Raw genomic sequence first — 20989 nt, 5'->3', positions numbered from 1 at the left:
CAGAAGCCCGTATTACATGCCTATTGGCACTGGTTGTTGCATTGGTAAAGCTTGTGGCGCTTGTCCCATCGTTTGTTCTGGTGCTGGCTGTTGTGGAGCAACCACATTAAGCAGCGTCATAACCTGTTGTTCTGGCGTTAGGGTATCGAACTGCGCTCGTTCCTCCGGTGACATTTGCTCGACAATCTGTTCCATCATGCCGATAATACCTTTCTTCTCGTCCATTTCCTTCATGAGACGGTCACGGTAAGGTACTGTGTTCTTAGGCATATACTTCAAATACTGCTCGTATGTGATGTGACCAGCACCAAGCGCGTTCTCAAGGCCTGACACTACCAAGGACTCACTGTATGTGGATGATGGGCCAACGTCGATTTTAAGCGTGAATCCCACATTATGATACTGCGATCCATTGAACATAGTGGCGTAATCATCGCCTTCATCGTCTTTCAGGAGAACCTGGCGCGGCAGATTGTACTTGACCTTCCAAAAGTCCTCCCAAATACGTCCAATGTCCTCTATAGCCCGGTAAAAACGGCGCTTGATAGACTCAATTGGGATTGCAGCAGCCTTTTGTAGCAACATAATAGCCGTAGCGTTAAGGTCTGCGCTGGGTGCTGATCCAGTCGCTGCCTCGTCTGCTCCGGTCATTTGCCGAGTGAAAGCCATGATAGATTCGACCAAGTTGGCAGCATTTGCGCTTATTGGCCCTGGATTAAGGTAACTAACTCCACCATTACCAGGAGGAGAATTGTCCTCTATCATCTCACCCGGTGCATTGGTTACTTTGCTCGGGTTGATAGCACCTGACTTGTACACCAGCTTAGGCCAGCCTGTAAGCTGCACAGACAGTATCTGCATGGCTACTAATGTATTGATAGCCTTCTGGTTAGGGATAAGCCCCTCGGTGTCTCCTATGCCACGTATAGACTTCTTTCGTCTATCCCATTGCATAACAGCGATGGGGTACAGAGTTAATTTGGTATCCGTCGGCTTCTTGATGGTGATACCAGAAGCCACCTTCGCAAACATCACTTTCCCGTTGCCTTTCCAGTATCGCGTGAGCACTGTTACTTTATTACTGTCGTTAAGCTCCACCTTTGCCATGTCATACCCTTGATCCTGAGTTTCCTTGTCCGGTTTGATCTGCTTCGCCATGGCTGTTGATATTCCGTTGGCTCTTGCATAATCCCGTACACTTTCGACTGGTTCGCGACTGGAAATAATAATGAAAGGCTGCTTCTGGACATTTCTTTGTTGCTCGTTACCAAAGAAAACATTAATCGGATCAAGAGTTTCACCCTCCATCTCTCCAATGTATGGGTACTTGTTGCCACCCTTAATGCTGTTGTCCCAGTAGTAATGCCAGATGGCTGTGCCTGTGTTGGCTGCTGTGTCTAGCGCTTCTTCGTTAAGCTCATCCTGCTTGATACGCTCCCATGTAGCCTCACTATTACGACTAAATAGTTCACCTGGGTCGTCTTCTTGTTCCGGCTGCTGATCGTCGACCTCTTCGAGAGAGAAGATCATTTTGATCTGCTCAGACATCACGTTTGCAACCTTATGCGTCTCAATCATCTTAATGACGTTGAATACTGGACGGGGCAAATGCTTGGTCCTCTGTGTAGCAGCAGGCCACTGGTCGGACGCTTTGAATCGCTCATATTTAGGCCATTTATCAAGAAAGCCCATCCTACGGAAATAGGACAGGCCATCTTTATATTGCTTCTCCAGTTCTCCAGCCAGCTTATCAACCGTCTGCTGCATGCTTATTCACCTTCTTTCTTAGGCAGGCCGTAAAGGTATTCAGACATAAGGCTCTGCACCTCTTGTTGTTGCGCTGGTGTGAGCGGTACAGGCGGCTTTACCTCACCTATCAACTCACGTAGCTTGGCATTAATTAGCTGCTTTGTCTCTTCCTCCAAGTCAGGTAGCTTGAGTAGGTCGCCCAGTTTGATAGCTTCATCCATTTGATGGCACCTCCTGCTTTAGGCATACCATTAAACTCTGGTCTAACGGGTCTGCAAGGTTATATAGGGATGGGATAAACACCCACTCTAGTTTTATTTTTGATATATCTATACCTTGTTTTCCCAAGGATTCTTTTGCGTTCTCAAAAATTAGTTCTTTGCATTCTTCAATTTCTACATCATCCAACGGTTGCACTCTGGCCCACGCTAAAAATTCTTTATCATATTTTTCATGAACCCACTTTTTATATTCTTCCGGCCACTCTACCATCCTAAGTAGTCACCTCCTGCTATCGTTTTAGTATCAAAAAAAGCCCACCCTACACTTTGTAGGAAAGGCTTTATTAAATGTGTGTGTGGTTGTCTGTGATTTACTCGGTTTCGTCCACAATATATGTCCAACCTATAGTTATAACCGGTTCAGAATCTTCTGTCAGTTTCTCAGGCACTGGTCCGAAAGAGCTTTTATAAGCTTGCCTGATCACCCATTCCACACGATCTTTGTCTATTTCAACACCTATTTCTCGCATGGATTCTTCAGCTTGTTCCAAAAGTAACTCTTTCGTTTCTTCAATGACCTTTTCATCAATAATATCTAATTCACCATCAACTACAACGTAATTCCCGTAAGTTTTCGACATTTACTCACCACTCCCTTTTCCTTATATTAACATTATCTACCACGATAAGTAACTATCAGTTGTATTCATATCATCATCACTACGGAACGGGAATGGCGTTGGTGGTGCTGACGCTTCTGGTAATGTTCCGCTAAAGTATATAAACCTGTGTAGTGCCTGTGACATAGCATCCACCTGATCATCATGTTTGCCATTCGGGAAGCTTGCTGCTTCTTCCACAAAGTCATGTATCCATTCAACTCCGCGTGGGATAAACACGTTACCACTCTCGATATAAGCAGATACTGCATTAACCCTGGCTACCTTACCACCCTCTGGATTAACTGGTATGATACCGCCTATTTCGCTGTGTAAAGTGGATATAATAGCCGAACCATTGGCTTTGTCCTCTATCAGTTTCCAAGCAGCATCAGGATGCTTTTGATGGACGTTCCTTATCGTCTGAATCGTAGCCATAAAGTTCATACGCGCTCTCACTTGGTCAATTAGGTACATGTTAGCCCTACTCTTGCCCCACACCTGTATAACAACATAGTCGCTGTCGTCGTTGTCCTTAAACGCTGCATCTATACTGATAAGCTTGGACGCCATTGGCGGTAACACATCGTAATATTGCCACCATTGCCGTTTAAGTAAGTTACCCTCTTGGCTGGTTGGCCTGCCTTGATACAACGCATTAAATGAGGATGGATACTTTTTACGCGTTTCGATGAAGTCATAGCTATATCTCTCAGGCCATAATGGATCACCAGGATCACGGCCTAATAGATCGCCTTCCTCAGCTTCAAGTGGCAGGTTAATCATTGTCATGGGTAGCGGCTCACCATACTCGGGATTCTGCAATCTCCCAATCAAATCATCCTCATGCCAACGAGTCATGATAAAAATACAAATAGCACCCGGATGTAGACGAGTAGAGAATGAGTCAACCCATTCGTCCCACATCTTATCCCGGTACACTTGCGAATCTGCTTCTTCACGGTTTTTGATCGGATCGTCGATAATCATAAGATCCGCGCCCTCACCAGTTACACCAGCGAGAATACCACGTGAGATCATACCACCTCGCGTTCCGTCTATATCCCAGTCAGATGATGACTTAGATGTCGGACTGATCTTAAGCGAGAACATATCTTCACCAAGTAATTTCATCTTCTGTAGATTCTTCTTGCCAAACTTAGACGCGAACGTGGTGTTGTATGATCCCTCGATGATCCGATCATTTGGAAAATGTCCCAAATAGTAACTAGGCAATGTCTCCGTTATCGTCATAGACTTGCCATGACGCGGCGGAATAGAGAAGCCTAGGTATTGATTCTCCATAGGAATCTTGCCCTCTACCATAGCTTTCTTACGTTCTATTGCATCCTGGATTATTTCACAGATAAACTCACCATGACGGCTGTCCTTGTATAACCCACCATGTGCATATTTAACGTAATCATAGTAGTTGCTCTTGGCTGACTCCTTTTCCTCAACCTCAAGCAGTTGTAGAAGCTCCATTTCCTCGGCGGCGGTTAAGCTCATCAATTCTCGCCCTCCGTTCTTCTGCGGTCAGGCTGCTTAAGTCCTGATTCGTGTTGTTGAGTCCACCGGATAAGCCAACATCCTGTTTATCTTGCCAGCCGTAATTGTTTTTGAGGTTGAAGATAACGCCTGCTGGATTCTTTGTGGTAAGCAATGTTTCCTCGGTGAAATTTTCAATACGGGCCTTTGCTCTTTTTACCGTGAGGAAAAACTCTTCCCTATCTTCGTAGTTCAACAACGTTTTACGGTCTGTTTCCAAGTGAACTGCTAAGCCAGATATTGTGAAAGGTTTTACCAAATGCTTCTCCACGTTTCCATGTCGATCTAGCGACGGTGTCCACGTTTCTTTTCCTTCTCCATCTACTTCGCGTGTCCACACTTCTTCATAGCATGACTCAAAGTAGCTATCTATCTTAGCTTGAAGCTCTTCAGCGGACTCGAACTTAAGCGGCCTACCACCTGGATGTTTATCCTCTGCCATGTGTTACCTCCTCTCTACTCCTTCAAGAAGCGGTTAAAATCTTCTTTCATCCATGTAGGAATTTTGTGCGAGTATTCTCGTAAGCATTCCATTGTATCGAAGCCTACGTTTACCAAGATGCCATTCTCCAATTCACCTTTTACATAAACCGTATTTCCGTGTTGTTCAATTTTAAGTATCTTACCGATGTCTAACCAAACGGTATTGTGATCAAACGGAAAATCATACAACGGGTCCATCGTGCACATTATTTTGTCGTCTTCATTCCATACTTTTGGATTAAACATTGCTTACTCCCTCTCTCCCGTGTACCTTACTTTACCGTCACCCCTCGGTGTTTCGGGTTTAGATTACGGGATGCTAATTTAAAACTTGGCTTGTGATGGTTGTTTGCTCACATAAATACCTGATGTTGTAGAATCACACGTTATTGCTGGATGCAAAGGATTGGGCATTAGTGGCGACTGTATACCCTCTGCTCGTTTTGGCACCGTGGGCATTTGCAATCTTTTGTACTCCAATATCTCTTGTGGTGAACCTTCTACGGTTCCGTCTGGATGTAGTTTCATTGTTATATCCCTCCTTATATGAAACCCCTCTATACGGCCTCCGCTTCGCTAAGTATTGCGGTCGACTCGATGGCCTTCGGAAAAAACAAAAAGAGCAGCACAGTCGCTACTCTCCCGGTTTATATTCGATTAACCATACGCCATATTCATTTTTAGCCTTGAGCCGTCCGTCTTCACACATACGCTGGACTGTTCGTATGTTCTTGCCTGTTCTTTCAGCGTATCCTTTAACTGTTGTCACGCAGTCCAGCGGCGTTACTTTTTTTCGACGTAGATCGTATTCCCCATTCCGTCTTCCCAACCGTTCACGTCTTCGCCTGCATCCAAGTCAGCGATAATCTGAGTTTGGCTTTCCAAGTCTGGAGGCGTGATGGTGAAAATCGTTTCTCCGTCTTGTATCACTTCAAACTGATGAAGATCGTGGTCGAATGCAGTCTCTACAACTTCGTAACCTTCACGTGTCCATGTTCTCATTTCGATTTTATCTCCTCACGATTTTTTAACTCCTTCATCCATAAATCATATAATCGTAAGGCTAGATCGTCACTTATTTCCTGTAGAACAAGATTTGAGAGCCCATTCAGTTCCCAAGCTTCTTTTGCTTCGTTATGGTCTCCCTCGTCTTGTTTTATAAGCGAGTATCTCCACAGAAACTCTGTAGTTCTTTCTAAGCGTTCTTTGATATACTCTAGATCTTCAATGCGTTCTTGTGAATTGATTTTATTCATTTTATCTTCTCCCTTATCCTCATCCAGTCTATCTGGCTTGTTGGTGTCGTATGTGCGACTTGTTGATATAAATATACCTCTTTGTCGCACATACGTCAATAGGGTTTAGAAATAAATTTTGGTGTAAAACAAAAAGAGCAACGGTTACCCGTTACCCTCTCTGTACAGATATCATTTTTGATTCGCCTCAGCTGCATGTATATCGGTTGTTCGCATGCACCCTTTCATGCATCTTTTCCGATGGCTAATCCGATAAGCCCCTTATGCATGTGGCTATCTTGAAGAAACAGCGTGGACAGCGACTGCGCATTTAGCTACCGTTGCCCATCGCATATTTCCTATACTATTATTTTATCAGGCTAGTTGCGGGTTGTGTGCGGAAAATATGGGGAAATTATGCTGGTTTGAACATGAAATCAACGTTTTCGATTTCCATGAATTCCACGTCCAAAGGAGCGAGAGCTTTGGTTAACTTATTAAGTGCCTGTGTGTGCCATTTGGATATCGTTCCCCGATCTCTGCCCATGTAATTGGCGATCTGGTTTAGTGACATTGTATTTCGATCAAGATACTTTTTCATAATGACTGACCGTTGATCATCACTTAGCACTTCATCCAATGCCTTTTTTGTTAAAGTGACAATCCGATTGTAGCGCCGATCATCCCATGAATTTATGCCAAGTATTTTTGGCTTTCGTCCTTCTACGTTCAAGTCTAAAATAGTAGCTGGCATGGGAATGCCTCCACTTTTATGTTGTGCGTTTTTTGCTGCAAACTCATAAGAATTATAATCAGTTAGCAACTCGATCACTTTATTCTTGTCCATCAATATCCCTCCTTTAGCTCTACTAATGGGACAAAAGCAACCTCTCTGTACCCTTCATGTAACTTGTATTCCTCTATCAAATGGAATGATGGCTTAGTCCAACGTCCGATACTCCAACCTCGTCTATCAAAATCGAAGTAGACCAGCAGTGAACCTGTCGCCTCATCATCTTTTAAATCAATCATCACTGCGTATGGATGATCTATCCCAGGATGATTAAGCCGATAATGCTGTATCACGCTTTTATCTCGCTCAAGCATGTGAGGAAAAGGCAGCCGTTAGGCCACCTCTCCTTTACCGAATACCATTGCTTCTAACGCCGAGACTCTTTCCTCAATTGTCTTTCCTGCCACTTGCTGACCAGCGTCCCCTTGAGCCAGTCCGTTTGCATCCTCTTGCGTTTGAAACTGCGTAGGCAGTTCTACAACGTCTGCCTCTTCCACACCGCCAGATTGTGCCAGATCCTCATTAGCACGTTTTTGTTCTTCGGCTGCTCTTCGAAACTGCTCGGCCTCTTGGGCCGTTACCTCCCGATACTTACCTTTGTCTAACCAACCAAAAGTAATTTCTTCGGCTGTTTCTGCCAACTTAGCTTTAAACTTTGATCCCTTATTGTCTACTTGCTCCACATCGTAAATAGCTGGCAAGGCATCTTTATAAGCTTTAACAGCTTCAGCGAGTGCACCAGATGTATTACTGTTGATTACCTTAATCGCAGCAGATGCACCTACAGCAGCCTCAGCTCTTAAGTCGTCAATGTGACTGTTAAGTCGTGTAATTTCTTGAGCAGCTGCATCCCGTTTCTGTCCAAGGTCTGCAATCTCCTCTTGAGCCGCTTGCAAATCCTTTTTAAGACTGTCTGTTTGCTCATAAAGGTCATCATATTGCTTTTGAAGGTCATCGCGTTCTTTCTTAACGGCTGCCGCTTCTTCTTGTGTACGTTTCAGTTCCTCAAGATACTTTGTATCACGATCAGACATCATTTCTTGCACTGCAATTCTTAGAACCTGGTAAGCTCCTTCGTTACTGCAAAGCTGACGCATTTTCATACCATCTACTTCAAGCCCGTCCAGTATATAAGCAATTTCAGCATGCGCTTCTTCCTCTCGCTGACTATATTCAGCAAGTCGCGCCTCCTGCTCAATCTCCTGTTCCATATCTGCTATTTGTTGAGTAAGCACTGCCACCTTATGTTGGTCCGCTGCTGCAAGTTTTTGCTGTTCCGTCCGTAATTCATACCGCAAATTTTCTAGCTGTTGTTGTTTGTCCACCTATACACACCTCGTTATCCGATTATTTTCATCTCTATACTATGATTATACCACATGTAGTGCCTTTATAGTACATTTTTCGCACTATTACACAACATTTCGTATGTGGTTGTGACTTGACTATCTCAAATATTTACGAATGGCGACCATTACGATTGCATAGATCAATAACGCTGCTATTAAGTCCATGTTAGGCTCCTATTTTTTTATCCGGTGGTTTGCCTATGAATCTATGACCATCCATTTTAAACCACGTAGCAGGCTCATAGAGACCTTTTAACTTCCTTCCTAGTATTCGGTTATCCATTACCTTTATCACGCCTATACGAGTCCCTGAATCGTCCATAAGGGTATATCCGTCTTTGTGGTTGATCCAACATGCTATCATATCTCTTCCCACCCTCCATTTTTGTAAGTAATCAACTTGAGTTCAATGTCCGGGTACTTGGAGTCAAATAGTTTTCGCTTTATGTTAAAGTCCTTGGTCTTCACCCCTTTCACATCTACCACTATGGTTTTACCGTGCTCCTTGTACTTAAAGTCTGCTCGATACTTCGTTGCTCTGATCGTCCTACCAAGCTTTTTAAATGCTGGTATCAATTCAAACTCCGGTTGTAGTTCCAAATCCGATATCAAGCCAGCTCGTTCCATAAGATTGAGCTGCGTGTAATACATAGATTCCATCTTGCTATCAAAGGTTATTCCGTTTAATACTGTCTGCTGGGCTCCATATTTGTTAGCTCTCATGCGGATTCATCCTCTTCATACTTGCGGTATTTATTTCTTTCTCTTGTCGTCATCTCTTGGAGTCGAATAATCTCATGGACTACTCTGTCTTTTGATATTCCCAGCTCCTTGGCAATCTTGGACCGTGCTACGCCTTGCTCATCCTGTTTCAAGATATATTGGGTATCCCTTGGATGTAATGGCTTATACAGGCTTTCTATGAGGTCATCAGCGCACATGGGCAACTTACTTGTTTTTACTGGCTGTGCCTGCTCCCGGATAGATCCACCTGTACGATAATGCTTTTTCATCATGCTGCCTCATCCTCCTGTGCTTTCTCCCACTCTAACTCTGCTAATCCTTTACGTATGAATTCATCCCAGTCTTTGTCCATTAGGTCATAGTCGTCTATTGGATTCATGGGGTATCCTCTCCTTTTAGCAAGGACTCTATTTTCTTTTCTAGAGATTCAATTTTCTTATGTGCGCTTCGGGCAAGTCCGCTTTCCGTTTTGAGCATTCTGAACATCCTTTGGGTTTCAGTACGTTCTTCCTCGATTGCCTTGTCTTTCTCATCTGTCAGTTGAAGCAAAAACTCAATGTAGTTCAATAGCCTACCTTTTTCAGGATCGACCCATCGTCCCGGTGCGTGTATATCGGCTGCTTCCAGTGCTGTACGTATCTCTTGTATCTTCTTATCCATGGTGCACCTGCTTTCCCGGAACCCGTTTCCCGTCTTTATATATCCAGCCTGTTTTTCCTGTACCTTCGCAATCAGGGCAAGTATATCCACTATCAAATTCATGGTCCCTACATGTACCGCCGTCACAATAAGGGCAGTCAGGCAATCCAGAAAGTCTAAAGTCCTCTGTTTGCTCATATTCCTCTATAATTTCATCCATATGCTTTTTTAAAGCCTTTTTGGTTTTGCGGGAAATAAGTTTCACACCATGCATATGTTTATCAATGTATTTCCAATGCTTATTGTCATATCTCTTCTTATCCATGGTTTAGACCTCCACTTTTATTTCTTCCATGTTAGGATCGAGTGTTTTTAGGAAACGCAGTAGTTTGACTGTGTATTCTCCGCGCGTGTAAATCATTAATTGTCCTGTTTCATCATTTTTTAGATATACAAACCCTGCTTTTCCATACGTTTTGGCATAGGCTTCAAAGTATTCCGCACACGAGTCCAACGTCTTCTCTTGTAACTCTTGATTTAATTCCATATCCCTTATTCCTCTCCTTGCCTTTAGGGGCTGTTATTAGCCGCGTTTGCGGTAGCTATCTTAAGCTATAGACTGTGTACTTGATCGTCTCTTCGTAAGGCCGAACACTTGGATGTTTATATAAGTCGAATCCCTTATCTGTCAGAAAGCTTTCAAGGACAGCATTGTATTCCCTAAGCTGTCTTGTAGTTCTTGTGATGCACGTCATAGGATCATCCCAATTGCCTGTATTTTCTACCCACTCTCTTTTCTTTTCAGAGATAGATGAGTAACTTCCTGTCCTGATATACTCATCAATTTTTATATATTGACTTGTTACTTCATTTTCCCTGGAATCATAGTCACGCTCCGTAGGAGCAAACTCACATGTTATGTTTAGATAATGTGGTCCGAACTCTACATTAGCGAATCCTTTTGTATTCAGATTCACCATCGCGGCGAGGAATTGCGCTCTGCCGAGTAGATGCGATAATTGGTACTTTGCCTGTTCAAGATTTTTCATAGGTCGATTATCTCTCCTTGCCCTTTAGGGGCTGTGATTTTATTCGGCTGCCGCTTCGCTAGGTGATTCGGTCGCTTCGATGGCCTGCGGCCGTTTAATCCTCTGTATACCCCTCCCGATACACGCGTTTCGCATCTTCTGGTAATGTGATTTCGAATGCTCGTATCAATTCTTTTACCACCTTTTCCTCCTGATTTATTCCAAAATGTGCCCTTCTTATGGCGATTACGGCATACCCCAAAGCAGTTTCTTTATCCATGGTTTAGGCCTCCCACGTTCCATATGACCAATAACCCACACGACCGCCGCAATCTCTGCAAGTAGCTTCCTTTTCAACCACGATATGTTCATCGTAGAAATCTTCAATATTTATTTTTTTGGAATCACAATGATGGCATTTTAAAGGGTATCCATTCTCAGCAATGTATCCATCCTCGATTTGTCGGTTTATATATTCTTCAAGTTTCATTTCAACTTCTGTCATTCCTCTATCCCCTCTCCTTGGGTTACGTACGACGGGTGTTTAAGATGATCTTGCACCCTTTTTCTTGGTAGTCTGAGCATCACGAATGCGCCGAAATCTGTTAAAGCACCCTCACCCTGAATGGCATCTTCCGGTATCATCACTTGCAGTTCCAGCCGATGGTACCCCTTGTATTTCCCTTTTTTATTTGGTGCATGGACAGTGACGCCGTTAGATAGTGGGGCCAGTACAATCAAACTATCCTCATTTTGCCCTTTGATTTGATCTATCAAAATTCCTACACTTTCCTTGCTTACATCAAAAATTACATTTCGCATCCTATCTTCTTCCCTTCTTATTGGAGTCTAAGCAGACTCTATTTTTCTTTGTGGTCTACGATCTGGACCAATCATTTCAATCAACTCAGCTTGTCCGGTTATGCGACTGGCTATCTTCGGCCCGTTAATAGGCAACCTTTGCCGGATACGACCTGTTGCGTAGTTGCTGGTCATAATGGTTACCTTGCTATGTTTCTGGCGTTCGTCCAATATGCTGAAAAGCTTTCCCTCTGCCCAGTCCTTGTAAGGCGCAGTGAATATGTCGTCTATCATCAGGATTGGCACACGATAATACCGTTGAAGTACTTCTTCCTCTGATTCATCACTAGAACGGTTGTAAGTTGATTTGATATCACTGAACAACTTTTCTTCGGTTACATACAGGCCCGGTATCTTGCGATGGGCCAGCGCATTAGCAATGCATTGCATCATGTACGTTTTCCCAGTTCCAAAAGCAGATACTTCATAACCAGCTTTCTTCTGGACCTCTGATGCCCGTTCATCGTCACCAAAGATGTATAGCCATGTTCCAGCCTGCATGTGGACCTCTATATTTCTGACAAACTCGATAGCTTTAGAAAACTGTGTCCGGTTATAATCATCCATTGTCGCGGTCATAAAGAGGTATGTGCGCTCTTTAGGAGAGAAACCATCCGTTGGGTTGTAGTTGTTAAATTGACGCTCATAGAAGCAGCTACAGAGCTCTACGGTGGCAATCTCTCTGGGTATGGGCTTTCCATGCTTATCTGTATAGCTATCATCCTCCACCCAGCGGAATGTATTGATGGTCCCGGTGTAATCGCACTTAGGGCATCCATCCTTATTCGAAGTTTCTGAGCATTCTGTCGAACTCTTCCGGGTTTTCAATTGTGTTGTGCCCAAATTTTCCGATGAAGAGTTCTTCATTTTTGCTCGCATCTTTTCTACTCGCTTCTGCATGTCTTGCATCATATCGCCCACTCTTTCCACCGTTACCGCCTCCTTTTTGCTTTCTGAATGTTTCAAATGGTTTATTCTCAGTTAGAAACTGATCTATGTTTTTGGGATTCATAAACTTGTCCAAAGTGAATTTGTACGTATACCAATAAAGTTCGCTTGTAATAATAGTGTTGTAATTACCAATAGCCTCTCTCATTTCATCAATGGTCATGTTCTCTAGTCTGGCATTTATACTAGATTTCATTTTCTGAGTCAGTTCCCGATGTTTGATAATTTCGAGAGAATTCCAAAATTCATATATATCTTTTATTTCATTCTTTACATTCATATCATTCTTTACATTCTTATTATTGTTCCCCGACTGTTCCCCGACTGTTCCAACACTGTTCCCCGACTGTTCCAAGTTGTGTTCCAAGTTACCTTTTTTGAATCCTCCAAACCCTTGGTATTGCTCGTAATTAACTACAGTGAACACTGTTCCAAGTTCATGTATTCTCGTGCATATCCTTTGCGACTTCTCTAACTTCTTAATGCAACGGTTTATCACAGAAGTAGAGTATGTTTTAACTTGTCGATTTTCGATGTACTGCAAATCCTCTTGTAATTTCCTTGTTGATCTGCACCATTCACCGCGCTTCAAAATCAGGTCGTCCGCCAGCCTTACACCTTCATCGGAGAACACGGCTTTACCATATATAAGGAAGAATAGACGAAACTCAACAATGTTTTTCCATATCGGATTTGCAAACATGTCCCGGCTGGTTTGAAACGATCCTGCCATGGTTACACCGCCTTGCTCTGACGTTCTTCAAACCAACGTCTGACCTCGTCTGGATCAAAGCGTAGTATCCGTTCCGAAATACGAATGTGAGGCATACCCTCTTTGACCAGTTCGTAGACGGTTGGTCGGCTGATCATATACCTTTTTTGCAGTTCTTTTACGTCTACTAACATTGTTATCACCTCTTTGTCTCTATTTTACTATGATACGTACAATTTGTACATCATAATGTACATTTTAGGCGTAATAGTTTACTTATCACTCAATATGACTATGATAAGAATTAGTTATTATCTAAAAAGTTGGTGTTATGATGATTCAAAATAAGTTGAATATTCTGATGTCTGAAAAGAAAATTAGAAACATATCAGAATTGGCAAGGGAGACTGATTTAGACCGTCGTACCCTTACCAACATTTATGATGACAAGAATAAGGGAATTGATTATGTGACTCTCAATAAGCTTTGTGCCTACTTTAATTGCACAGTTGCAGATCTACTGGAGTACGTACCAGACGAGGACTAAGCCCCTCTCTGCTCTAACCGATCCATCTTTTGCTTAATGCGGTCTATCTGCCATTCGTAGTGCATGACGTCTCCGTAATTGTTGTATTTTTCAGCCTCGTCCCGCTTCTCAATCGCGTGGGCGAGGTCAATTTGCAGTAGTGTGTAATCGTTGTTAGCTGCCACTCTCGTTGTCCTCCAAGTCTTGTATGAGACGTTCAATGTATTCAACCGTCTTTCGCAGGTCCTCTACTCCATTCTTTCGCTTCCATCGCCACAAGTATTTAATACATGCACCTGTGGTATAAGCTTCTAAGCCACTCAGTCCCTTTGTAGCGGTCTTTATAGCAGCAAGGCACTCTACTTCTCCCTCAACTCCTACATCGTAGTGAGACGGTCGTATAGCGTCACTCATGGGCAACTCTCCCTATGCTCAAAGTGTTCGGTTCTATCTGCTCAATCAACATATACCTATCTATACTGACTACACCCACATATAACAGTAATGCGCATAATATATAGGTATAGGCTCTTATCATCGACTTTTCCCCCAATAGGTTGTACATACACAGAAGAAAATCCACATCCAAAATGCCATCCAAGGGTGAGCCATCATCCAATCAGCTATGGTCATGCCTCTTTACCTCTTACCTTCTGTAGATTTTCTTCAAAACAAGATGCGTATACATTAGGGAATTGAACATTAATTAACCCTTCAAAAAACCCCATCACTCTACCCACACCACGGTCTATACTTTTATGTCGTACCCAGTCTCCTATTTGTATATATGGCTGCTGTGGTGGGTCTGGATCAAACTTCCCTAGTGCAATGGCATCATCTAAATTGTCGAATGATTCGGTCGCTTGGACGGTCATTTCTCCTTCTCCCCAAAAACCTTCTGCTTCTGGAGATTCCTCAATCCACTTAAGCAGCTTATCTGCATCTATTAAGCGTGGTTTATCTGTCATTGTTGTTTCTCCCCACGCTTTGCCAGTTCCAAAAGCTCTTTAAGCTCATTCGGTCCAAATACATTTCCAAACTCACTCATTTCTGTTTCCTCTTCTTCCAGATCGTGAATAAACGATTCTAGCACGCTGATTACCTGTGTCATCTATATATCCTCCCTTAGTGGGTGTAGGACCTACACCCTGTATTGGTTTAATCCTGACTGGATAATGTTAAATAGGCAGCTTCTGCCCTTTGGCGTGGGCTGGCGTTAAGCAAAAATGCTATATTAATTTCATCCCACACAGAATCTTTAACTCGTTTAAATTCGTAACATGCCTCATACAAGTTATTTACATAGGCTACTCGATCCAACTCTATTGCTGCTGCCTGTACCTCCAGAGAGGCGGCAGGATCGTTGCAATAGTTTGGGATGGCTCCAGCCCATGCTTTTGTTGTATCGGTGTTAGTCTTACCGACTAACTTGCCCTCCGGCGATATGACTCTTGCATACTTAGGTTCGCCACCAACGAATACCATGGTGTACCCAAGCCACTTAGCTAATTCTTCGTTAAGGTGCTGGTCTGTCATGTCCTTTACCGACATATCTATCATCCTTCCACGCCTGAGCGTATTGTATTGGTGGTTACTCCCCTAATGCTGATACTTCACCTTTTGCCCACCTTGCAAAGCCTACTAGGGTCATAAGGTACCAGCCGCGAACGTGTTCTTTCTTGTAATACAGCTCACCGTCTTTACCAACACGATTGCCAATCAAGATTACCGTTCTTTTTTCACCTTTACCGTTGTGGTATGTCTGACCTTCCTTAACTGCGCTGGGGCTCATGGCTGTTCTTCCTCCTCAAACTCTTTTTCAAATGCTTGAGATAACATCGCGTAAATATCCGTATCAAACGTGCAGTATCTGTAATGCACGTATCCATCTATATCTTCATAGAGTGCAAATACCAGTTGTCCATCTTCATCCGTGTAAAACCGCTCTATGCGGCGTTTGAGGTGTATTATCCCAACTTATTCTCTCCTTGTAGCAGCTCCGGGTTATATGGCTCCGGCATCACATACGGTATGCCCCGTGCTTTGTTTTTAACAAATCTGTCTCCTGTATCTAAATTGATAATCCGGTATGATCCATTCATGTCTACATACCACCAGAGGACGTAGGAAACGTGTTCAAGTGTCCGCCATACTGTCGCCTCTTCTACAGATTCAACATCGTCATATGGATGATCCAAGCCTGTCCCATCGTGTCTGAGATAAGCTCCAGCCTTTATGTCCTGTATCACGAATCTTCCCGGCGTTTCTTGTCTAGGCAACATATCTATTCACTCTCCTTATAGGGGGTAGAAGTTGATCTTCTTTTTATCCCAACGATTGGATCTGTATAACCTGCAATTTCAAGGCTTCTAAACGCCTTGCGGAATACATAATCAATATCTTCACCGGCTTTGATAGTACCGTCAGCTTCAAGATGTTTATTTGGTATCCATACGTTCTGATTGGTGCCCCCAAGCGTGTAGCGTTTGGCTTTCCTGTCTAAATAATTTCGCTGGATGCACACCAGTTCAATTCCCTTATACGTTTGTTTCTGCTGGTTGATCTTTGGAATCATTCAAGGTTCCTCTCCTTATAAGGTATATAGGGGTATAGGGTAAGAGGCTGTTATGCCTCTCCATAGCTATTTCAAACCGAAGCTAGCTGCTGTCTTTTCTAAATGCTTTATAAATCCATGTAGCGTTACGGTCTTAGAATCCCGTCCACAATTTGAGATGTAAATAAAAAACTCTGCCCCAACTTCATTGCTAAAATCAGCTTGTATTTCTTCTTCATTCGCTTTTTCATGCCATTCTTGTAGACGTTTTATGGTCGGTGAATAGTAATCCATTTGTATATCTCTCCTTTGGTATAGGGGATGACCCCTTATTCGTAACTATTTCGGATTTCACCTTAGACATGGGGCTGTCTCTCCCCCTTATGGAGGGCTATGCCTCCTTCTTATCCCCTATGGGGCTATACTGTTTTTGCTTTGCTCCAAAACCCACGTTTATTTTCATTTTCCACTTGATTCTTCTTCATAAGCTGCTGGTATTTTTGAACACCATACTTTTCGATCTGATCATTTTTGTTGCTCATAATGTCATCTATCAACTTTTCCAAATCATCGACACAGTAATAGTTTTTCTTGTACTCTCCATGCTCGACATAGCTTTTTTCTATGTTTGTGAGCAGATTAAATCTATATGAAAGGTGTTTTTTTCCGGCATGGTCACCAATACGGATACTGTTCGCAACTCCATAATCAAGCTTGAGATAGATACTACTGGTGGAATAGGCATCATATCGTTGGACCACAAATCCTTTTTCTTTAGCTATCTTGATGATTTTGTTAGCTAAGGCCTGTATACTTGGCTTTTTCGTTTTGGTCATCACCGTGTATCATTCCTCTCTAGCGTTGCTTGATATATTGGAGACATATCAGGTGCATATTTCATCGCTTTGATATGGTCTAGTAATATGGGTTGCCATAATCGCTTATTGCTGTGTACCAACGCATGCATGTCATATGAGAGCAACACACAGTTATCTACCTCGTATTTGCCTCCCTGTGAGCCGTAAATGATGCGATGTAAGTGTAATCCTGGTCCCGGTCTACCACTCAACAGACAGCAATTATGAGCGCCTACGGTGGCATCTCGTTCTGATACAGCAGCACGTACTTTCTCTTTGCTCATAGATTCTGGATCAACAGGAGCACGCTTCTTTTTAGGCTTCTCCCGGCGGTTATGGTGGGCCAGAATACTCTGGCGCCACTCTGGTATAGGTTTCTTTCTTTTCGCGAGTGCCATAGCTACCTCCTAAAATGGTCCGTCTATTGGATCGGGTAAGGGGCCACCGTTGTCGTAAAATGGGTCTTTATCACGATCATATTTGTTCATGTTCACGCCGCCTTATTTTTATCTAGATACTGAGCAAGCTTGGTTACGTCAGCCGCCCGTACTTCTGCAAATTTGGTTATCTCATAATTCAGAAAACTATTAATTTCTTTGTAGTTGGGCCACCCTGTAGCCTTATGCTTTGCATACAACATTTTGGTTTGTCCTTCACTTGCAAACCCGCCAGAATACCCGTGACTTTGTGTTGGTTGTACGTTGTTAGATGATGATTCAGTTGAGTGACTCGCGTTTTCTCCATCATCATCTTCACCTGTATTAAGTGATAGGAAGGCGCTAAGGCTGTATCTACGTGCGTAGGTTGTACAACTGCCTATACCTTGTGGATCGTTCTTTACAGGCTTCATTACAATGGGCTGCGATTCGATCCATTCCCCAGACTCATGGAGCAACATTGTCGTCATGCTGAATCTCTCCCCGTCACCACCTGGGAACTGCATAATGGATAAACCATGCTTTTGTAAGATTGGTCTTACTTCATCTATGATGTTGTCTAAGCTGGCATAGTTTTTTTTGAAATGCGTATTTAGGCTATCCTTTTGGATCTTCTCAATTTCCCCGTTGAATTTGACCAATGCCATTGCAATATTTTTGATTGATTCGCTCTTATTGCACATGGCTTTCTCCTACTTCCAACTCATAGGTGACTTTTACCGGGACTACATGGAAGTTTTGCGGATCATCGGGACCATAGCGACCTAATATCCATATATTCAGATCATCTTCACGGGAAAAATGTGCCGCCTTCATAAAATCCTCTGTGGGTTCAGAATAAATGTTGATGAAGTGTCCATTCTTATGTTGTGGTACATAACGATATCTAGTAACCATTGCCAATCCTCCATTCTGCTGTTATAATTTCATTAATTGTTTTCCTAAGTGCTCCAACTAGGCTGCCGTTGCTTCGGCAGCTTTTTCTTTTTTATAAGCTATCGCCATGTTTTTCAGGTACACCCTCAGCAACGTTTTGCTTAATGTCCCGCGTTGTTTTGCGATCTTTGCTAGTTCTAGAAACACCCTGCGATCCGTCAGATTCATCCTTTTTCACCTCCACAAGTTTGACCTCACCTCCCCAACCGTAATGCTTCAAAATATCGTCTACGTTGCGAAACCTCATGCTGTGCGTTTGTCCTCCCTGCTGTCTTCTGGATGAAACATCTTGTCCAATTCAACTGCGCGCTTGGCATATGCAGCCAAATTAGCTTCGTATTCCTCTATTGTTTCTATTAATTCTGGCTTGTAATTACGCTCTTCCAGCCGTCGCCGCAGGCTTTCGATATCAAAATCGTATTCAGCAAGGTTGCGGCCGCATTCAGTTAACACATGGTATTCCGTCATAACGTCCACACTGCTTCTCAATCCTTTAGCTGGCATCGTCAAAACCTCCATCCCAACGCTTCACCATCACAAACGTTTTATTGTCGATTGCTTCTAACATGCATGACTTACAGTGAGGTTGCCCGTATACTTTGTAATCTGGATCAGCTCCACACCCACACTTGCCTACGCTGACAGTAGGTTCAGTATCTGGACGTTTGAACGTAATAACTGTTGTCAGTACGCGGTTTTCAATCTCCTTTGGATGTTTAGCCACTTTTCTTCTCTCCCTTCAACTTGTTCTTTTTAACATCTAAAGCTATTTGTTTCATGAGCGCAGATGATAGCTTATTTAGTGATAATTTCGGCTTTTCCTTATCCGGCAGATTGTGTAGAAACATGGTGCTCATACTCTTTCCTCCGCTTCTTTAAATGTTGTGGGAAAAATTCACTTTCATGGTTAACATACAAGATGTACAATGGGTTGTGGTTGTTCTTACATATGCGTCAAGATGTTGTTATTTAATTCTGATTAAGGTTGGTTTTTCTGTATTGCATCCACAACTTAGGCTGATACCACAGAATGAACCTTCATCTTTCAAAATTTCTCTTTGAATTTCATCATCTACCTGGAACTCTTTTCCGCATTTAAAACATCTAGTGAAGATTTCATCGCCGAAAATTTCAATTTCGCGAATCTTTCCGTCAATTTCCGTTTTGATATATAGCATCAGTTGGCTTCCTCTTTCTTTTTGGGATACCAGCCGCGGATCAGGTCTAATGCTAGTTCAAAGTCGGAACGTTTGATCTTATCGTATTTAGCTACATTGAAGTGAGATTTCAATGCGCGGTAGATGCTTTGGAAATGTGCGTCATATCCTTTCTTCATCAGGAAACCAACACGTGCGTTTACTGCTTCTTGAACATCTGCTTTTTGGTTCTCGGTCAGCCAGATTTCATTGTCTACTACAAGTTGCAAACGATGATTATCTTGCTTAACTTCATTTAATTCAGTTCTAAGGTCTTTCATATTGAGCACCGCTAGTTCAAGAATGCCTTCAATTGTTGTTGGAACTGTTGTTGGTACATGAAGACTTTTAAGACGTTCTACTTTATTGAAGTAATCGTCTACTAAACTTTCGTATGCCTCCCAAGCCTTGTCCGTTCCAAGTGATTTTGCATGAAGTAGTGCACCCTTAACGGTCCAGAGGTACATAAGAGGAGAGTGTTTTGACTGGTCGCCAATTTGATGATCAGTTTTAAAGTCACGAAGTTCTTTTCCAGCGAGAACAAAATAATGTTTGCCTTCTGTATACCGTTTTTTGTTTCTTGAAAAATTGTGACTAATTGACTTAGCGTCCGTTCCATAAGACTCAGCGAGTTGAGCGCTTGTCAGTACGCGTTGATTGTTTTGTTCAATTACTTTTAATTGGTTCATTTTCTTCTCCCTTTCAGGCTGGTTTTTTAAAATTAAACGTTTCGCTTAGTTTTGGGTTAAAAAGAACCATCGGTTCCTCTTCCAAAGCTTCAGCAATTAATAGTACATCATCAAGGTAAACACCACGTCGGCCCTTTGCGATATCTTTATACCAAGTAATTGTTTTACCGCAATGCTTTGCTACATGTGTTTTTGTCATCCTTTTGTTTGTTCGAATGGCTTCCATGTTTTTAACTACATAATTCATGTTTTTCACCTCCTTGACTAAGCGTTTCGCTTACCTTGTGATCTAAATATATACTAAGCATTTCGCTTAGTCAAGAAGTTTTTAAAGCGTTTCGCTTAATCTGTTATGCGGTTCGCTTAATATTGTTATATTTGTATATTAGGAAGGAGGTTTTGAGTTCTGTGGATAGTTTGGGATCTAGATTAAAGAAGGCCCGAGAAAAGAAAGGTTTTACTCAGCAAGACGTAGCTAAAAAACTTGATGTCACTAACGGAGCTATATCAGGATATGAAAGAAATTATAGAGATCCCGATTCCGAAACATTAAAGAAACTTGCTGACCTTTATGAAGTATCTATTAACTGGATTTATGGTAGAGACGAAAAAGAGAGCGAGTACACGCTCCCAGAGGAAGTCATATCAAAAGTCATTAAGGAAGCTGAGGCACATTACGGAGTTAGCCTGAGGGATGATCCTGTTGTAGAGTCGGCAGTTCGTGATTTGATAAACAATCTTGCAAAGATGAAGCAATCAACTCAGAAAAATGATTAATTAGTGATTTGTTTGTTTCGTTAATACAAGTCCTAGAAATTATTACAC

The 20989-nt window shown here is 42.6% G+C and carries 47 protein-coding genes; 2 read left to right on the top strand and 45 right to left on the bottom strand.

Going from position 1 to position 20989, the window contains the following annotated elements:
- Positions 1-12 precede the first annotated feature (12 nt).
- The 25 genes from ACWGXJ_RS03030 to ACWGXJ_RS02910 form a co-directional block, all read right to left on the bottom strand.
- On the bottom strand, positions 13-1767 hold the full coding sequence (locus ACWGXJ_RS03030; RefSeq protein WP_452566149.1) for a portal protein: 1755 nt from the start codon (positions 1765-1767) through the stop codon (positions 13-15).
- 2 nt (positions 1768-1769) lie between these two features.
- Entirely contained in the window at positions 1770-1970 is a 201-nt protein-coding gene (locus tag ACWGXJ_RS03025; RefSeq protein ID WP_452566148.1) for a hypothetical protein, read from the bottom strand.
- Positions 1963-2241 (bottom strand): hypothetical protein, encoded by a 279-nt coding sequence (locus tag ACWGXJ_RS03020; RefSeq protein WP_452566147.1) that lies wholly within the window; start codon positions 2239-2241, stop codon positions 1963-1965. The genes ACWGXJ_RS03025 and ACWGXJ_RS03020 overlap by 8 nt, the downstream gene beginning before the upstream one ends.
- 100 nt (positions 2242-2341) lie before the next feature.
- Positions 2342-2611, bottom strand: a complete 270-nt coding sequence (locus ACWGXJ_RS03015; protein ID WP_452566146.1) for a hypothetical protein — start codon at positions 2609-2611, stop codon at positions 2342-2344.
- A 36-nt stretch (positions 2612-2647) separates the two neighbouring features.
- Positions 2648-4138, bottom strand: coding sequence for a phage terminase large subunit (gene terL, locus ACWGXJ_RS03010; RefSeq protein ID WP_452567858.1), 1491 nt, complete (start codon positions 4136-4138; stop codon positions 2648-2650).
- Positions 4092-4619, bottom strand: coding sequence for a terminase small subunit (locus ACWGXJ_RS03005; protein WP_452566145.1), 528 nt, complete (start codon positions 4617-4619; stop codon positions 4092-4094). The genes terL and ACWGXJ_RS03005 overlap by 47 nt, the downstream gene beginning before the upstream one ends.
- A gap of 14 nt (positions 4620-4633) precedes the next feature.
- Entirely contained in the window at positions 4634-4906 is a 273-nt protein-coding gene (locus ACWGXJ_RS03000) for a hypothetical protein (protein ID WP_452566144.1), read from the bottom strand.
- A 78-nt stretch (positions 4907-4984) separates the two neighbouring features.
- Positions 4985-5188: a hypothetical protein gene (locus ACWGXJ_RS02995; RefSeq protein ID WP_452566143.1), complete on the bottom strand. Its 204-nt coding sequence runs from the start codon at positions 5186-5188 to the stop codon at positions 4985-4987.
- A gap of 255 nt (positions 5189-5443) precedes the next feature.
- The gene (locus ACWGXJ_RS02990; RefSeq protein ID WP_452566142.1) at positions 5444-5662 is read right to left on the bottom strand and encodes a hypothetical protein; all 219 of its coding nucleotides are present in this window, start codon (positions 5660-5662) and stop codon (positions 5444-5446) included.
- Positions 5659-5916 carry a hypothetical protein gene (locus tag ACWGXJ_RS02985; protein WP_452566141.1) on the bottom strand — a complete coding sequence of 86 codons (258 nt, stop codon included), beginning with the start codon at positions 5914-5916 and terminating at the stop codon, positions 5659-5661. The genes ACWGXJ_RS02990 and ACWGXJ_RS02985 overlap by 4 nt, the downstream gene beginning before the upstream one ends.
- Before the next feature lie 394 nt (positions 5917-6310).
- A complete protein-coding gene (locus tag ACWGXJ_RS02980; protein ID WP_452566140.1) occupies positions 6311-6742 on the bottom strand; it encodes a sigma factor-like helix-turn-helix DNA-binding protein in 432 nt (143 codons plus the stop codon).
- Complete coding sequence (locus tag ACWGXJ_RS02975; RefSeq protein WP_452566139.1) at positions 6742-6981, bottom strand: hypothetical protein; 240 nt, start codon at positions 6979-6981, stop codon at positions 6742-6744. Before ACWGXJ_RS02975 ends, ACWGXJ_RS02980 begins: the two co-directional genes overlap by 1 nt.
- A gap of 39 nt (positions 6982-7020) precedes the next feature.
- Positions 7021-8013 carry a hypothetical protein gene (locus ACWGXJ_RS02970; RefSeq protein ID WP_452566138.1) on the bottom strand — a complete coding sequence of 331 codons (993 nt, stop codon included), beginning with the start codon at positions 8011-8013 and terminating at the stop codon, positions 7021-7023.
- A 384-nt stretch (positions 8014-8397) separates the two neighbouring features.
- Positions 8398-8760 (bottom strand): DUF1064 domain-containing protein, encoded by a 363-nt coding sequence (locus ACWGXJ_RS02965; protein ID WP_452566137.1) that lies wholly within the window; start codon positions 8758-8760, stop codon positions 8398-8400.
- Positions 8757-9053 carry a hypothetical protein gene (locus ACWGXJ_RS02960; RefSeq protein WP_452566136.1) on the bottom strand — a complete coding sequence of 99 codons (297 nt, stop codon included), beginning with the start codon at positions 9051-9053 and terminating at the stop codon, positions 8757-8759. Before ACWGXJ_RS02960 ends, ACWGXJ_RS02965 begins: the two co-directional genes overlap by 4 nt.
- Before the next feature lie 103 nt (positions 9054-9156).
- On the bottom strand, positions 9157-9441 hold the full coding sequence (locus ACWGXJ_RS02955; protein ID WP_452566135.1) for a hypothetical protein: 285 nt from the start codon (positions 9439-9441) through the stop codon (positions 9157-9159).
- Positions 9434-9745: a hypothetical protein gene (locus ACWGXJ_RS02950; RefSeq protein WP_452566134.1), complete on the bottom strand. Its 312-nt coding sequence runs from the start codon at positions 9743-9745 to the stop codon at positions 9434-9436. Before ACWGXJ_RS02950 ends, ACWGXJ_RS02955 begins: the two co-directional genes overlap by 8 nt.
- A gap of 3 nt (positions 9746-9748) precedes the next feature.
- Positions 9749-9967, bottom strand: a complete 219-nt coding sequence (locus ACWGXJ_RS02945) for a hypothetical protein (RefSeq protein ID WP_452566133.1) — start codon at positions 9965-9967, stop codon at positions 9749-9751.
- Between the two features lie 55 nt (positions 9968-10022).
- Positions 10023-10469, bottom strand: coding sequence for a hypothetical protein (locus tag ACWGXJ_RS02940; protein ID WP_452566132.1), 447 nt, complete (start codon positions 10467-10469; stop codon positions 10023-10025).
- Positions 10470-10563: 94 nt separating this feature from the next.
- Positions 10564-10728, bottom strand: coding sequence for a hypothetical protein (locus tag ACWGXJ_RS02935; RefSeq protein ID WP_330707744.1), 165 nt, complete (start codon positions 10726-10728; stop codon positions 10564-10566).
- Between the two features lie 3 nt (positions 10729-10731).
- A complete protein-coding gene (locus ACWGXJ_RS02930) occupies positions 10732-10953 on the bottom strand; it encodes a hypothetical protein (protein ID WP_449291586.1) in 222 nt (73 codons plus the stop codon).
- Positions 10950-11270: a hypothetical protein gene (locus ACWGXJ_RS02925; RefSeq protein ID WP_449291585.1), complete on the bottom strand. Its 321-nt coding sequence runs from the start codon at positions 11268-11270 to the stop codon at positions 10950-10952. Before ACWGXJ_RS02925 ends, ACWGXJ_RS02930 begins: the two co-directional genes overlap by 4 nt.
- A gap of 27 nt (positions 11271-11297) precedes the next feature.
- Entirely contained in the window at positions 11298-11810 is a 513-nt protein-coding gene (locus ACWGXJ_RS02920; protein ID WP_452567857.1) for an ATP-binding protein, read from the bottom strand.
- A gap of 280 nt (positions 11811-12090) precedes the next feature.
- Positions 12091-12990, bottom strand: coding sequence for a hypothetical protein (locus tag ACWGXJ_RS02915; protein WP_452566131.1), 900 nt, complete (start codon positions 12988-12990; stop codon positions 12091-12093).
- 2 nt (positions 12991-12992) lie between these two features.
- Entirely contained in the window at positions 12993-13163 is a 171-nt protein-coding gene (locus ACWGXJ_RS02910) for a helix-turn-helix transcriptional regulator (RefSeq protein WP_080658591.1), read from the bottom strand.
- Between the two features lie 137 nt (positions 13164-13300).
- Between ACWGXJ_RS02910 and ACWGXJ_RS02905 the strand changes: the two genes are divergently transcribed.
- Positions 13301-13516 (top strand): helix-turn-helix domain-containing protein, encoded by a 216-nt coding sequence (locus ACWGXJ_RS02905; protein ID WP_452566130.1) that lies wholly within the window; start codon positions 13301-13303, stop codon positions 13514-13516.
- Here the strand turns inward: ACWGXJ_RS02905 and ACWGXJ_RS02900 are convergent.
- The 20 genes from ACWGXJ_RS02900 to ACWGXJ_RS02805 form a co-directional block, all read right to left on the bottom strand.
- Positions 13513-13680 carry a hypothetical protein gene (locus ACWGXJ_RS02900; RefSeq protein ID WP_452566129.1) on the bottom strand — a complete coding sequence of 56 codons (168 nt, stop codon included), beginning with the start codon at positions 13678-13680 and terminating at the stop codon, positions 13513-13515. The genes ACWGXJ_RS02905 and ACWGXJ_RS02900 overlap by 4 nt on opposite strands.
- Complete coding sequence (locus tag ACWGXJ_RS02895) at positions 13670-13909, bottom strand: DUF3310 domain-containing protein (protein ID WP_452566128.1); 240 nt, start codon at positions 13907-13909, stop codon at positions 13670-13672. Before ACWGXJ_RS02895 ends, ACWGXJ_RS02900 begins: the two co-directional genes overlap by 11 nt.
- Positions 13910-14124: 215 nt before the next feature.
- On the bottom strand, positions 14125-14463 hold the full coding sequence (locus tag ACWGXJ_RS02890; RefSeq protein WP_452566127.1) for a hypothetical protein: 339 nt from the start codon (positions 14461-14463) through the stop codon (positions 14125-14127).
- A complete protein-coding gene (locus ACWGXJ_RS02885) occupies positions 14460-14606 on the bottom strand; it encodes a hypothetical protein (protein ID WP_452566126.1) in 147 nt (48 codons plus the stop codon). The genes ACWGXJ_RS02890 and ACWGXJ_RS02885 overlap by 4 nt, the downstream gene beginning before the upstream one ends.
- A 47-nt stretch (positions 14607-14653) precedes the next feature.
- Positions 14654-15046 carry a hypothetical protein gene (locus ACWGXJ_RS02880; RefSeq protein ID WP_452566125.1) on the bottom strand — a complete coding sequence of 131 codons (393 nt, stop codon included), beginning with the start codon at positions 15044-15046 and terminating at the stop codon, positions 14654-14656.
- A gap of 40 nt (positions 15047-15086) precedes the next feature.
- The gene (locus tag ACWGXJ_RS02875) at positions 15087-15287 is read right to left on the bottom strand and encodes a hypothetical protein (protein WP_068938620.1); all 201 of its coding nucleotides are present in this window, start codon (positions 15285-15287) and stop codon (positions 15087-15089) included.
- A 175-nt stretch (positions 15288-15462) separates the two neighbouring features.
- Positions 15463-15777, bottom strand: coding sequence for a hypothetical protein (locus tag ACWGXJ_RS02870; protein WP_250260620.1), 315 nt, complete (start codon positions 15775-15777; stop codon positions 15463-15465).
- Between the two features lie 2 nt (positions 15778-15779).
- Complete coding sequence (locus ACWGXJ_RS02865) at positions 15780-16070, bottom strand: hypothetical protein (RefSeq protein WP_250272453.1); 291 nt, start codon at positions 16068-16070, stop codon at positions 15780-15782.
- A gap of 66 nt (positions 16071-16136) precedes the next feature.
- The gene (locus ACWGXJ_RS02860) at positions 16137-16343 is read right to left on the bottom strand and encodes a hypothetical protein (protein ID WP_452566124.1); all 207 of its coding nucleotides are present in this window, start codon (positions 16341-16343) and stop codon (positions 16137-16139) included.
- Between the two features lie 125 nt (positions 16344-16468).
- The gene (locus ACWGXJ_RS02855) at positions 16469-16885 is read right to left on the bottom strand and encodes a hypothetical protein (protein ID WP_452567856.1); all 417 of its coding nucleotides are present in this window, start codon (positions 16883-16885) and stop codon (positions 16469-16471) included.
- Positions 16885-17304, bottom strand: a complete 420-nt coding sequence (locus ACWGXJ_RS02850; protein WP_452566123.1) for an HNH endonuclease — start codon at positions 17302-17304, stop codon at positions 16885-16887. The genes ACWGXJ_RS02855 and ACWGXJ_RS02850 overlap by 1 nt, the downstream gene beginning before the upstream one ends.
- A 92-nt stretch (positions 17305-17396) precedes the next feature.
- A complete protein-coding gene (locus tag ACWGXJ_RS02845) occupies positions 17397-18026 on the bottom strand; it encodes an ERF family protein (protein WP_452566122.1) in 630 nt (209 codons plus the stop codon).
- Complete coding sequence (locus tag ACWGXJ_RS02840) at positions 18016-18240, bottom strand: hypothetical protein (protein ID WP_235307751.1); 225 nt, start codon at positions 18238-18240, stop codon at positions 18016-18018. The genes ACWGXJ_RS02845 and ACWGXJ_RS02840 overlap by 11 nt, the downstream gene beginning before the upstream one ends.
- 91 nt (positions 18241-18331) lie before the next feature.
- A complete protein-coding gene (locus ACWGXJ_RS02835; protein ID WP_452566121.1) occupies positions 18332-18526 on the bottom strand; it encodes a hypothetical protein in 195 nt (64 codons plus the stop codon).
- Entirely contained in the window at positions 18523-18783 is a 261-nt protein-coding gene (locus ACWGXJ_RS02830) for a hypothetical protein (RefSeq protein WP_452566120.1), read from the bottom strand. Before ACWGXJ_RS02830 ends, ACWGXJ_RS02835 begins: the two co-directional genes overlap by 4 nt.
- The gene (locus tag ACWGXJ_RS02825; protein WP_452566119.1) at positions 18773-19003 is read right to left on the bottom strand and encodes a hypothetical protein; all 231 of its coding nucleotides are present in this window, start codon (positions 19001-19003) and stop codon (positions 18773-18775) included. Before ACWGXJ_RS02825 ends, ACWGXJ_RS02830 begins: the two co-directional genes overlap by 11 nt.
- Positions 18996-19136, bottom strand: a complete 141-nt coding sequence (locus ACWGXJ_RS02820) for a hypothetical protein (protein WP_157136298.1) — start codon at positions 19134-19136, stop codon at positions 18996-18998. Before ACWGXJ_RS02820 ends, ACWGXJ_RS02825 begins: the two co-directional genes overlap by 8 nt.
- Before the next feature lie 108 nt (positions 19137-19244).
- Positions 19245-19457 carry a hypothetical protein gene (locus ACWGXJ_RS02815; RefSeq protein WP_076293233.1) on the bottom strand — a complete coding sequence of 71 codons (213 nt, stop codon included), beginning with the start codon at positions 19455-19457 and terminating at the stop codon, positions 19245-19247.
- Positions 19457-20164 carry an ORF6N domain-containing protein gene (locus ACWGXJ_RS02810; protein ID WP_452566118.1) on the bottom strand — a complete coding sequence of 236 codons (708 nt, stop codon included), beginning with the start codon at positions 20162-20164 and terminating at the stop codon, positions 19457-19459. Before ACWGXJ_RS02810 ends, ACWGXJ_RS02815 begins: the two co-directional genes overlap by 1 nt.
- A 13-nt stretch (positions 20165-20177) precedes the next feature.
- Positions 20178-20411 (bottom strand): helix-turn-helix domain-containing protein, encoded by a 234-nt coding sequence (locus ACWGXJ_RS02805; RefSeq protein ID WP_274483828.1) that lies wholly within the window; start codon positions 20409-20411, stop codon positions 20178-20180.
- Between the two features lie 161 nt (positions 20412-20572).
- On the opposite strand from ACWGXJ_RS02805, the gene ACWGXJ_RS02800 reads away from it, so the two are divergent.
- Positions 20573-20941, top strand: a complete 369-nt coding sequence (locus tag ACWGXJ_RS02800; RefSeq protein WP_318626924.1) for a helix-turn-helix domain-containing protein — start codon at positions 20573-20575, stop codon at positions 20939-20941.
- Positions 20942-20989: the final 48 nt, after the last annotated feature.

The organism is Paenibacillus sp. S33, from assembly GCF_053615415.1.
The sequence above is the reverse complement of the archived record's forward strand: the minus strand, read 5'-3'. Positions and strand labels throughout refer to the sequence as shown.

Excerpts from the sequence above, each read along its gene's own strand:
- ACWGXJ_RS03030 (WP_452566149.1), bottom strand. The coding sequence starts at position 1,767 with ATGCAGCAGACGGTTGATAAGCTGGCTGGAGAACTGGAGAAGCAATAT.
- ACWGXJ_RS03025 (WP_452566148.1), bottom strand. The coding sequence starts at position 1,970 with ATGGATGAAGCTATCAAACTGGGCGACCTACTCAAGCTACCTGACTTG.
- ACWGXJ_RS03020 (WP_452566147.1), bottom strand. The coding sequence starts at position 2,241 with ATGGTAGAGTGGCCGGAAGAATATAAAAAGTGGGTTCATGAAAAATAT.
- ACWGXJ_RS03015 (WP_452566146.1), bottom strand. The coding sequence starts at position 2,611 with ATGTCGAAAACTTACGGGAATTACGTTGTAGTTGATGGTGAATTAGAT.
- terL (WP_452567858.1), bottom strand. The coding sequence starts at position 4,138 with ATGAGCTTAACCGCCGCCGAGGAAATGGAGCTTCTACAACTGCTTGAG.
- ACWGXJ_RS03005 (WP_452566145.1), bottom strand. The coding sequence starts at position 4,619 with ATGGCAGAGGATAAACATCCAGGTGGTAGGCCGCTTAAGTTCGAGTCC.
- ACWGXJ_RS03000 (WP_452566144.1), bottom strand. The coding sequence starts at position 4,906 with ATGTTTAATCCAAAAGTATGGAATGAAGACGACAAAATAATGTGCACG.
- ACWGXJ_RS02995 (WP_452566143.1), bottom strand. The coding sequence starts at position 5,188 with ATGAAACTACATCCAGACGGAACCGTAGAAGGTTCACCACAAGAGATA.
- ACWGXJ_RS02990 (WP_452566142.1), bottom strand. The coding sequence starts at position 5,662 with ATGAGAACATGGACACGTGAAGGTTACGAAGTTGTAGAGACTGCATTC.
- ACWGXJ_RS02985 (WP_452566141.1), bottom strand. The coding sequence starts at position 5,916 with ATGAATAAAATCAATTCACAAGAACGCATTGAAGATCTAGAGTATATC.
- ACWGXJ_RS02980 (WP_452566140.1), bottom strand. The coding sequence starts at position 6,742 with ATGGACAAGAATAAAGTGATCGAGTTGCTAACTGATTATAATTCTTAT.
- ACWGXJ_RS02965 (WP_452566137.1), bottom strand. The coding sequence starts at position 8,760 with ATGAGAGCTAACAAATATGGAGCCCAGCAGACAGTATTAAACGGAATA.
- ACWGXJ_RS02960 (WP_452566136.1), bottom strand. The coding sequence starts at position 9,053 with ATGATGAAAAAGCATTATCGTACAGGTGGATCTATCCGGGAGCAGGCA.
- ACWGXJ_RS02955 (WP_452566135.1), bottom strand. The coding sequence starts at position 9,441 with ATGGATAAGAAGATACAAGAGATACGTACAGCACTGGAAGCAGCCGAT.
- ACWGXJ_RS02950 (WP_452566134.1), bottom strand. The coding sequence starts at position 9,745 with ATGGATAAGAAGAGATATGACAATAAGCATTGGAAATACATTGATAAA.
- ACWGXJ_RS02945 (WP_452566133.1), bottom strand. The coding sequence starts at position 9,967 with ATGGAATTAAATCAAGAGTTACAAGAGAAGACGTTGGACTCGTGTGCG.
- ACWGXJ_RS02940 (WP_452566132.1), bottom strand. The coding sequence starts at position 10,469 with ATGAAAAATCTTGAACAGGCAAAGTACCAATTATCGCATCTACTCGGC.
- ACWGXJ_RS02935 (WP_330707744.1), bottom strand. The coding sequence starts at position 10,728 with ATGGATAAAGAAACTGCTTTGGGGTATGCCGTAATCGCCATAAGAAGG.
- ACWGXJ_RS02930 (WP_449291586.1), bottom strand. The coding sequence starts at position 10,953 with ATGACAGAAGTTGAAATGAAACTTGAAGAATATATAAACCGACAAATC.
- ACWGXJ_RS02925 (WP_449291585.1), bottom strand. The coding sequence starts at position 11,270 with ATGCGAAATGTAATTTTTGATGTAAGCAAGGAAAGTGTAGGAATTTTG.
- ACWGXJ_RS02920 (WP_452567857.1), bottom strand. The coding sequence starts at position 11,810 with ATGCAGGCTGGAACATGGCTATACATCTTTGGTGACGATGAACGGGCA.
- ACWGXJ_RS02915 (WP_452566131.1), bottom strand. The coding sequence starts at position 12,990 with ATGGCAGGATCGTTTCAAACCAGCCGGGACATGTTTGCAAATCCGATA.
- ACWGXJ_RS02910 (WP_080658591.1), bottom strand. The coding sequence starts at position 13,163 with ATGTTAGTAGACGTAAAAGAACTGCAAAAAAGGTATATGATCAGCCGA.
- ACWGXJ_RS02905 (WP_452566130.1), top strand. The coding sequence starts at position 13,301 with ATGATGATTCAAAATAAGTTGAATATTCTGATGTCTGAAAAGAAAATT.
- ACWGXJ_RS02895 (WP_452566128.1), bottom strand. The coding sequence starts at position 13,909 with ATGAGTGACGCTATACGACCGTCTCACTACGATGTAGGAGTTGAGGGA.
- ACWGXJ_RS02890 (WP_452566127.1), bottom strand. The coding sequence starts at position 14,463 with ATGACAGATAAACCACGCTTAATAGATGCAGATAAGCTGCTTAAGTGG.
- ACWGXJ_RS02885 (WP_452566126.1), bottom strand. The coding sequence starts at position 14,606 with ATGACACAGGTAATCAGCGTGCTAGAATCGTTTATTCACGATCTGGAA.
- ACWGXJ_RS02880 (WP_452566125.1), bottom strand. The coding sequence starts at position 15,046 with ATGTCGGTAAAGGACATGACAGACCAGCACCTTAACGAAGAATTAGCT.
- ACWGXJ_RS02875 (WP_068938620.1), bottom strand. The coding sequence starts at position 15,287 with ATGAGCCCCAGCGCAGTTAAGGAAGGTCAGACATACCACAACGGTAAA.
- ACWGXJ_RS02870 (WP_250260620.1), bottom strand. The coding sequence starts at position 15,777 with ATGTTGCCTAGACAAGAAACGCCGGGAAGATTCGTGATACAGGACATA.
- ACWGXJ_RS02865 (WP_250272453.1), bottom strand. The coding sequence starts at position 16,070 with ATGATTCCAAAGATCAACCAGCAGAAACAAACGTATAAGGGAATTGAA.
- ACWGXJ_RS02860 (WP_452566124.1), bottom strand. The coding sequence starts at position 16,343 with ATGGATTACTATTCACCGACCATAAAACGTCTACAAGAATGGCATGAA.
- ACWGXJ_RS02855 (WP_452567856.1), bottom strand. The coding sequence starts at position 16,885 with ATGACCAAAACGAAAAAGCCAAGTATACAGGCCTTAGCTAACAAAATC.
- ACWGXJ_RS02850 (WP_452566123.1), bottom strand. The coding sequence starts at position 17,304 with ATGGCACTCGCGAAAAGAAAGAAACCTATACCAGAGTGGCGCCAGAGT.
- ACWGXJ_RS02845 (WP_452566122.1), bottom strand. The coding sequence starts at position 18,026 with ATGTGCAATAAGAGCGAATCAATCAAAAATATTGCAATGGCATTGGTC.
- ACWGXJ_RS02840 (WP_235307751.1), bottom strand. The coding sequence starts at position 18,240 with ATGGTTACTAGATATCGTTATGTACCACAACATAAGAATGGACACTTC.
- ACWGXJ_RS02835 (WP_452566121.1), bottom strand. The coding sequence starts at position 18,526 with ATGAGGTTTCGCAACGTAGACGATATTTTGAAGCATTACGGTTGGGGA.
- ACWGXJ_RS02830 (WP_452566120.1), bottom strand. The coding sequence starts at position 18,783 with ATGCCAGCTAAAGGATTGAGAAGCAGTGTGGACGTTATGACGGAATAC.
- ACWGXJ_RS02820 (WP_157136298.1), bottom strand. The coding sequence starts at position 19,136 with ATGAGCACCATGTTTCTACACAATCTGCCGGATAAGGAAAAGCCGAAA.
- ACWGXJ_RS02815 (WP_076293233.1), bottom strand. The coding sequence starts at position 19,457 with ATGCTATATATCAAAACGGAAATTGACGGAAAGATTCGCGAAATTGAA.
- ACWGXJ_RS02810 (WP_452566118.1), bottom strand. The coding sequence starts at position 20,164 with ATGAACCAATTAAAAGTAATTGAACAAAACAATCAACGCGTACTGACA.
- ACWGXJ_RS02805 (WP_274483828.1), bottom strand. The coding sequence starts at position 20,411 with ATGAATTATGTAGTTAAAAACATGGAAGCCATTCGAACAAACAAAAGG.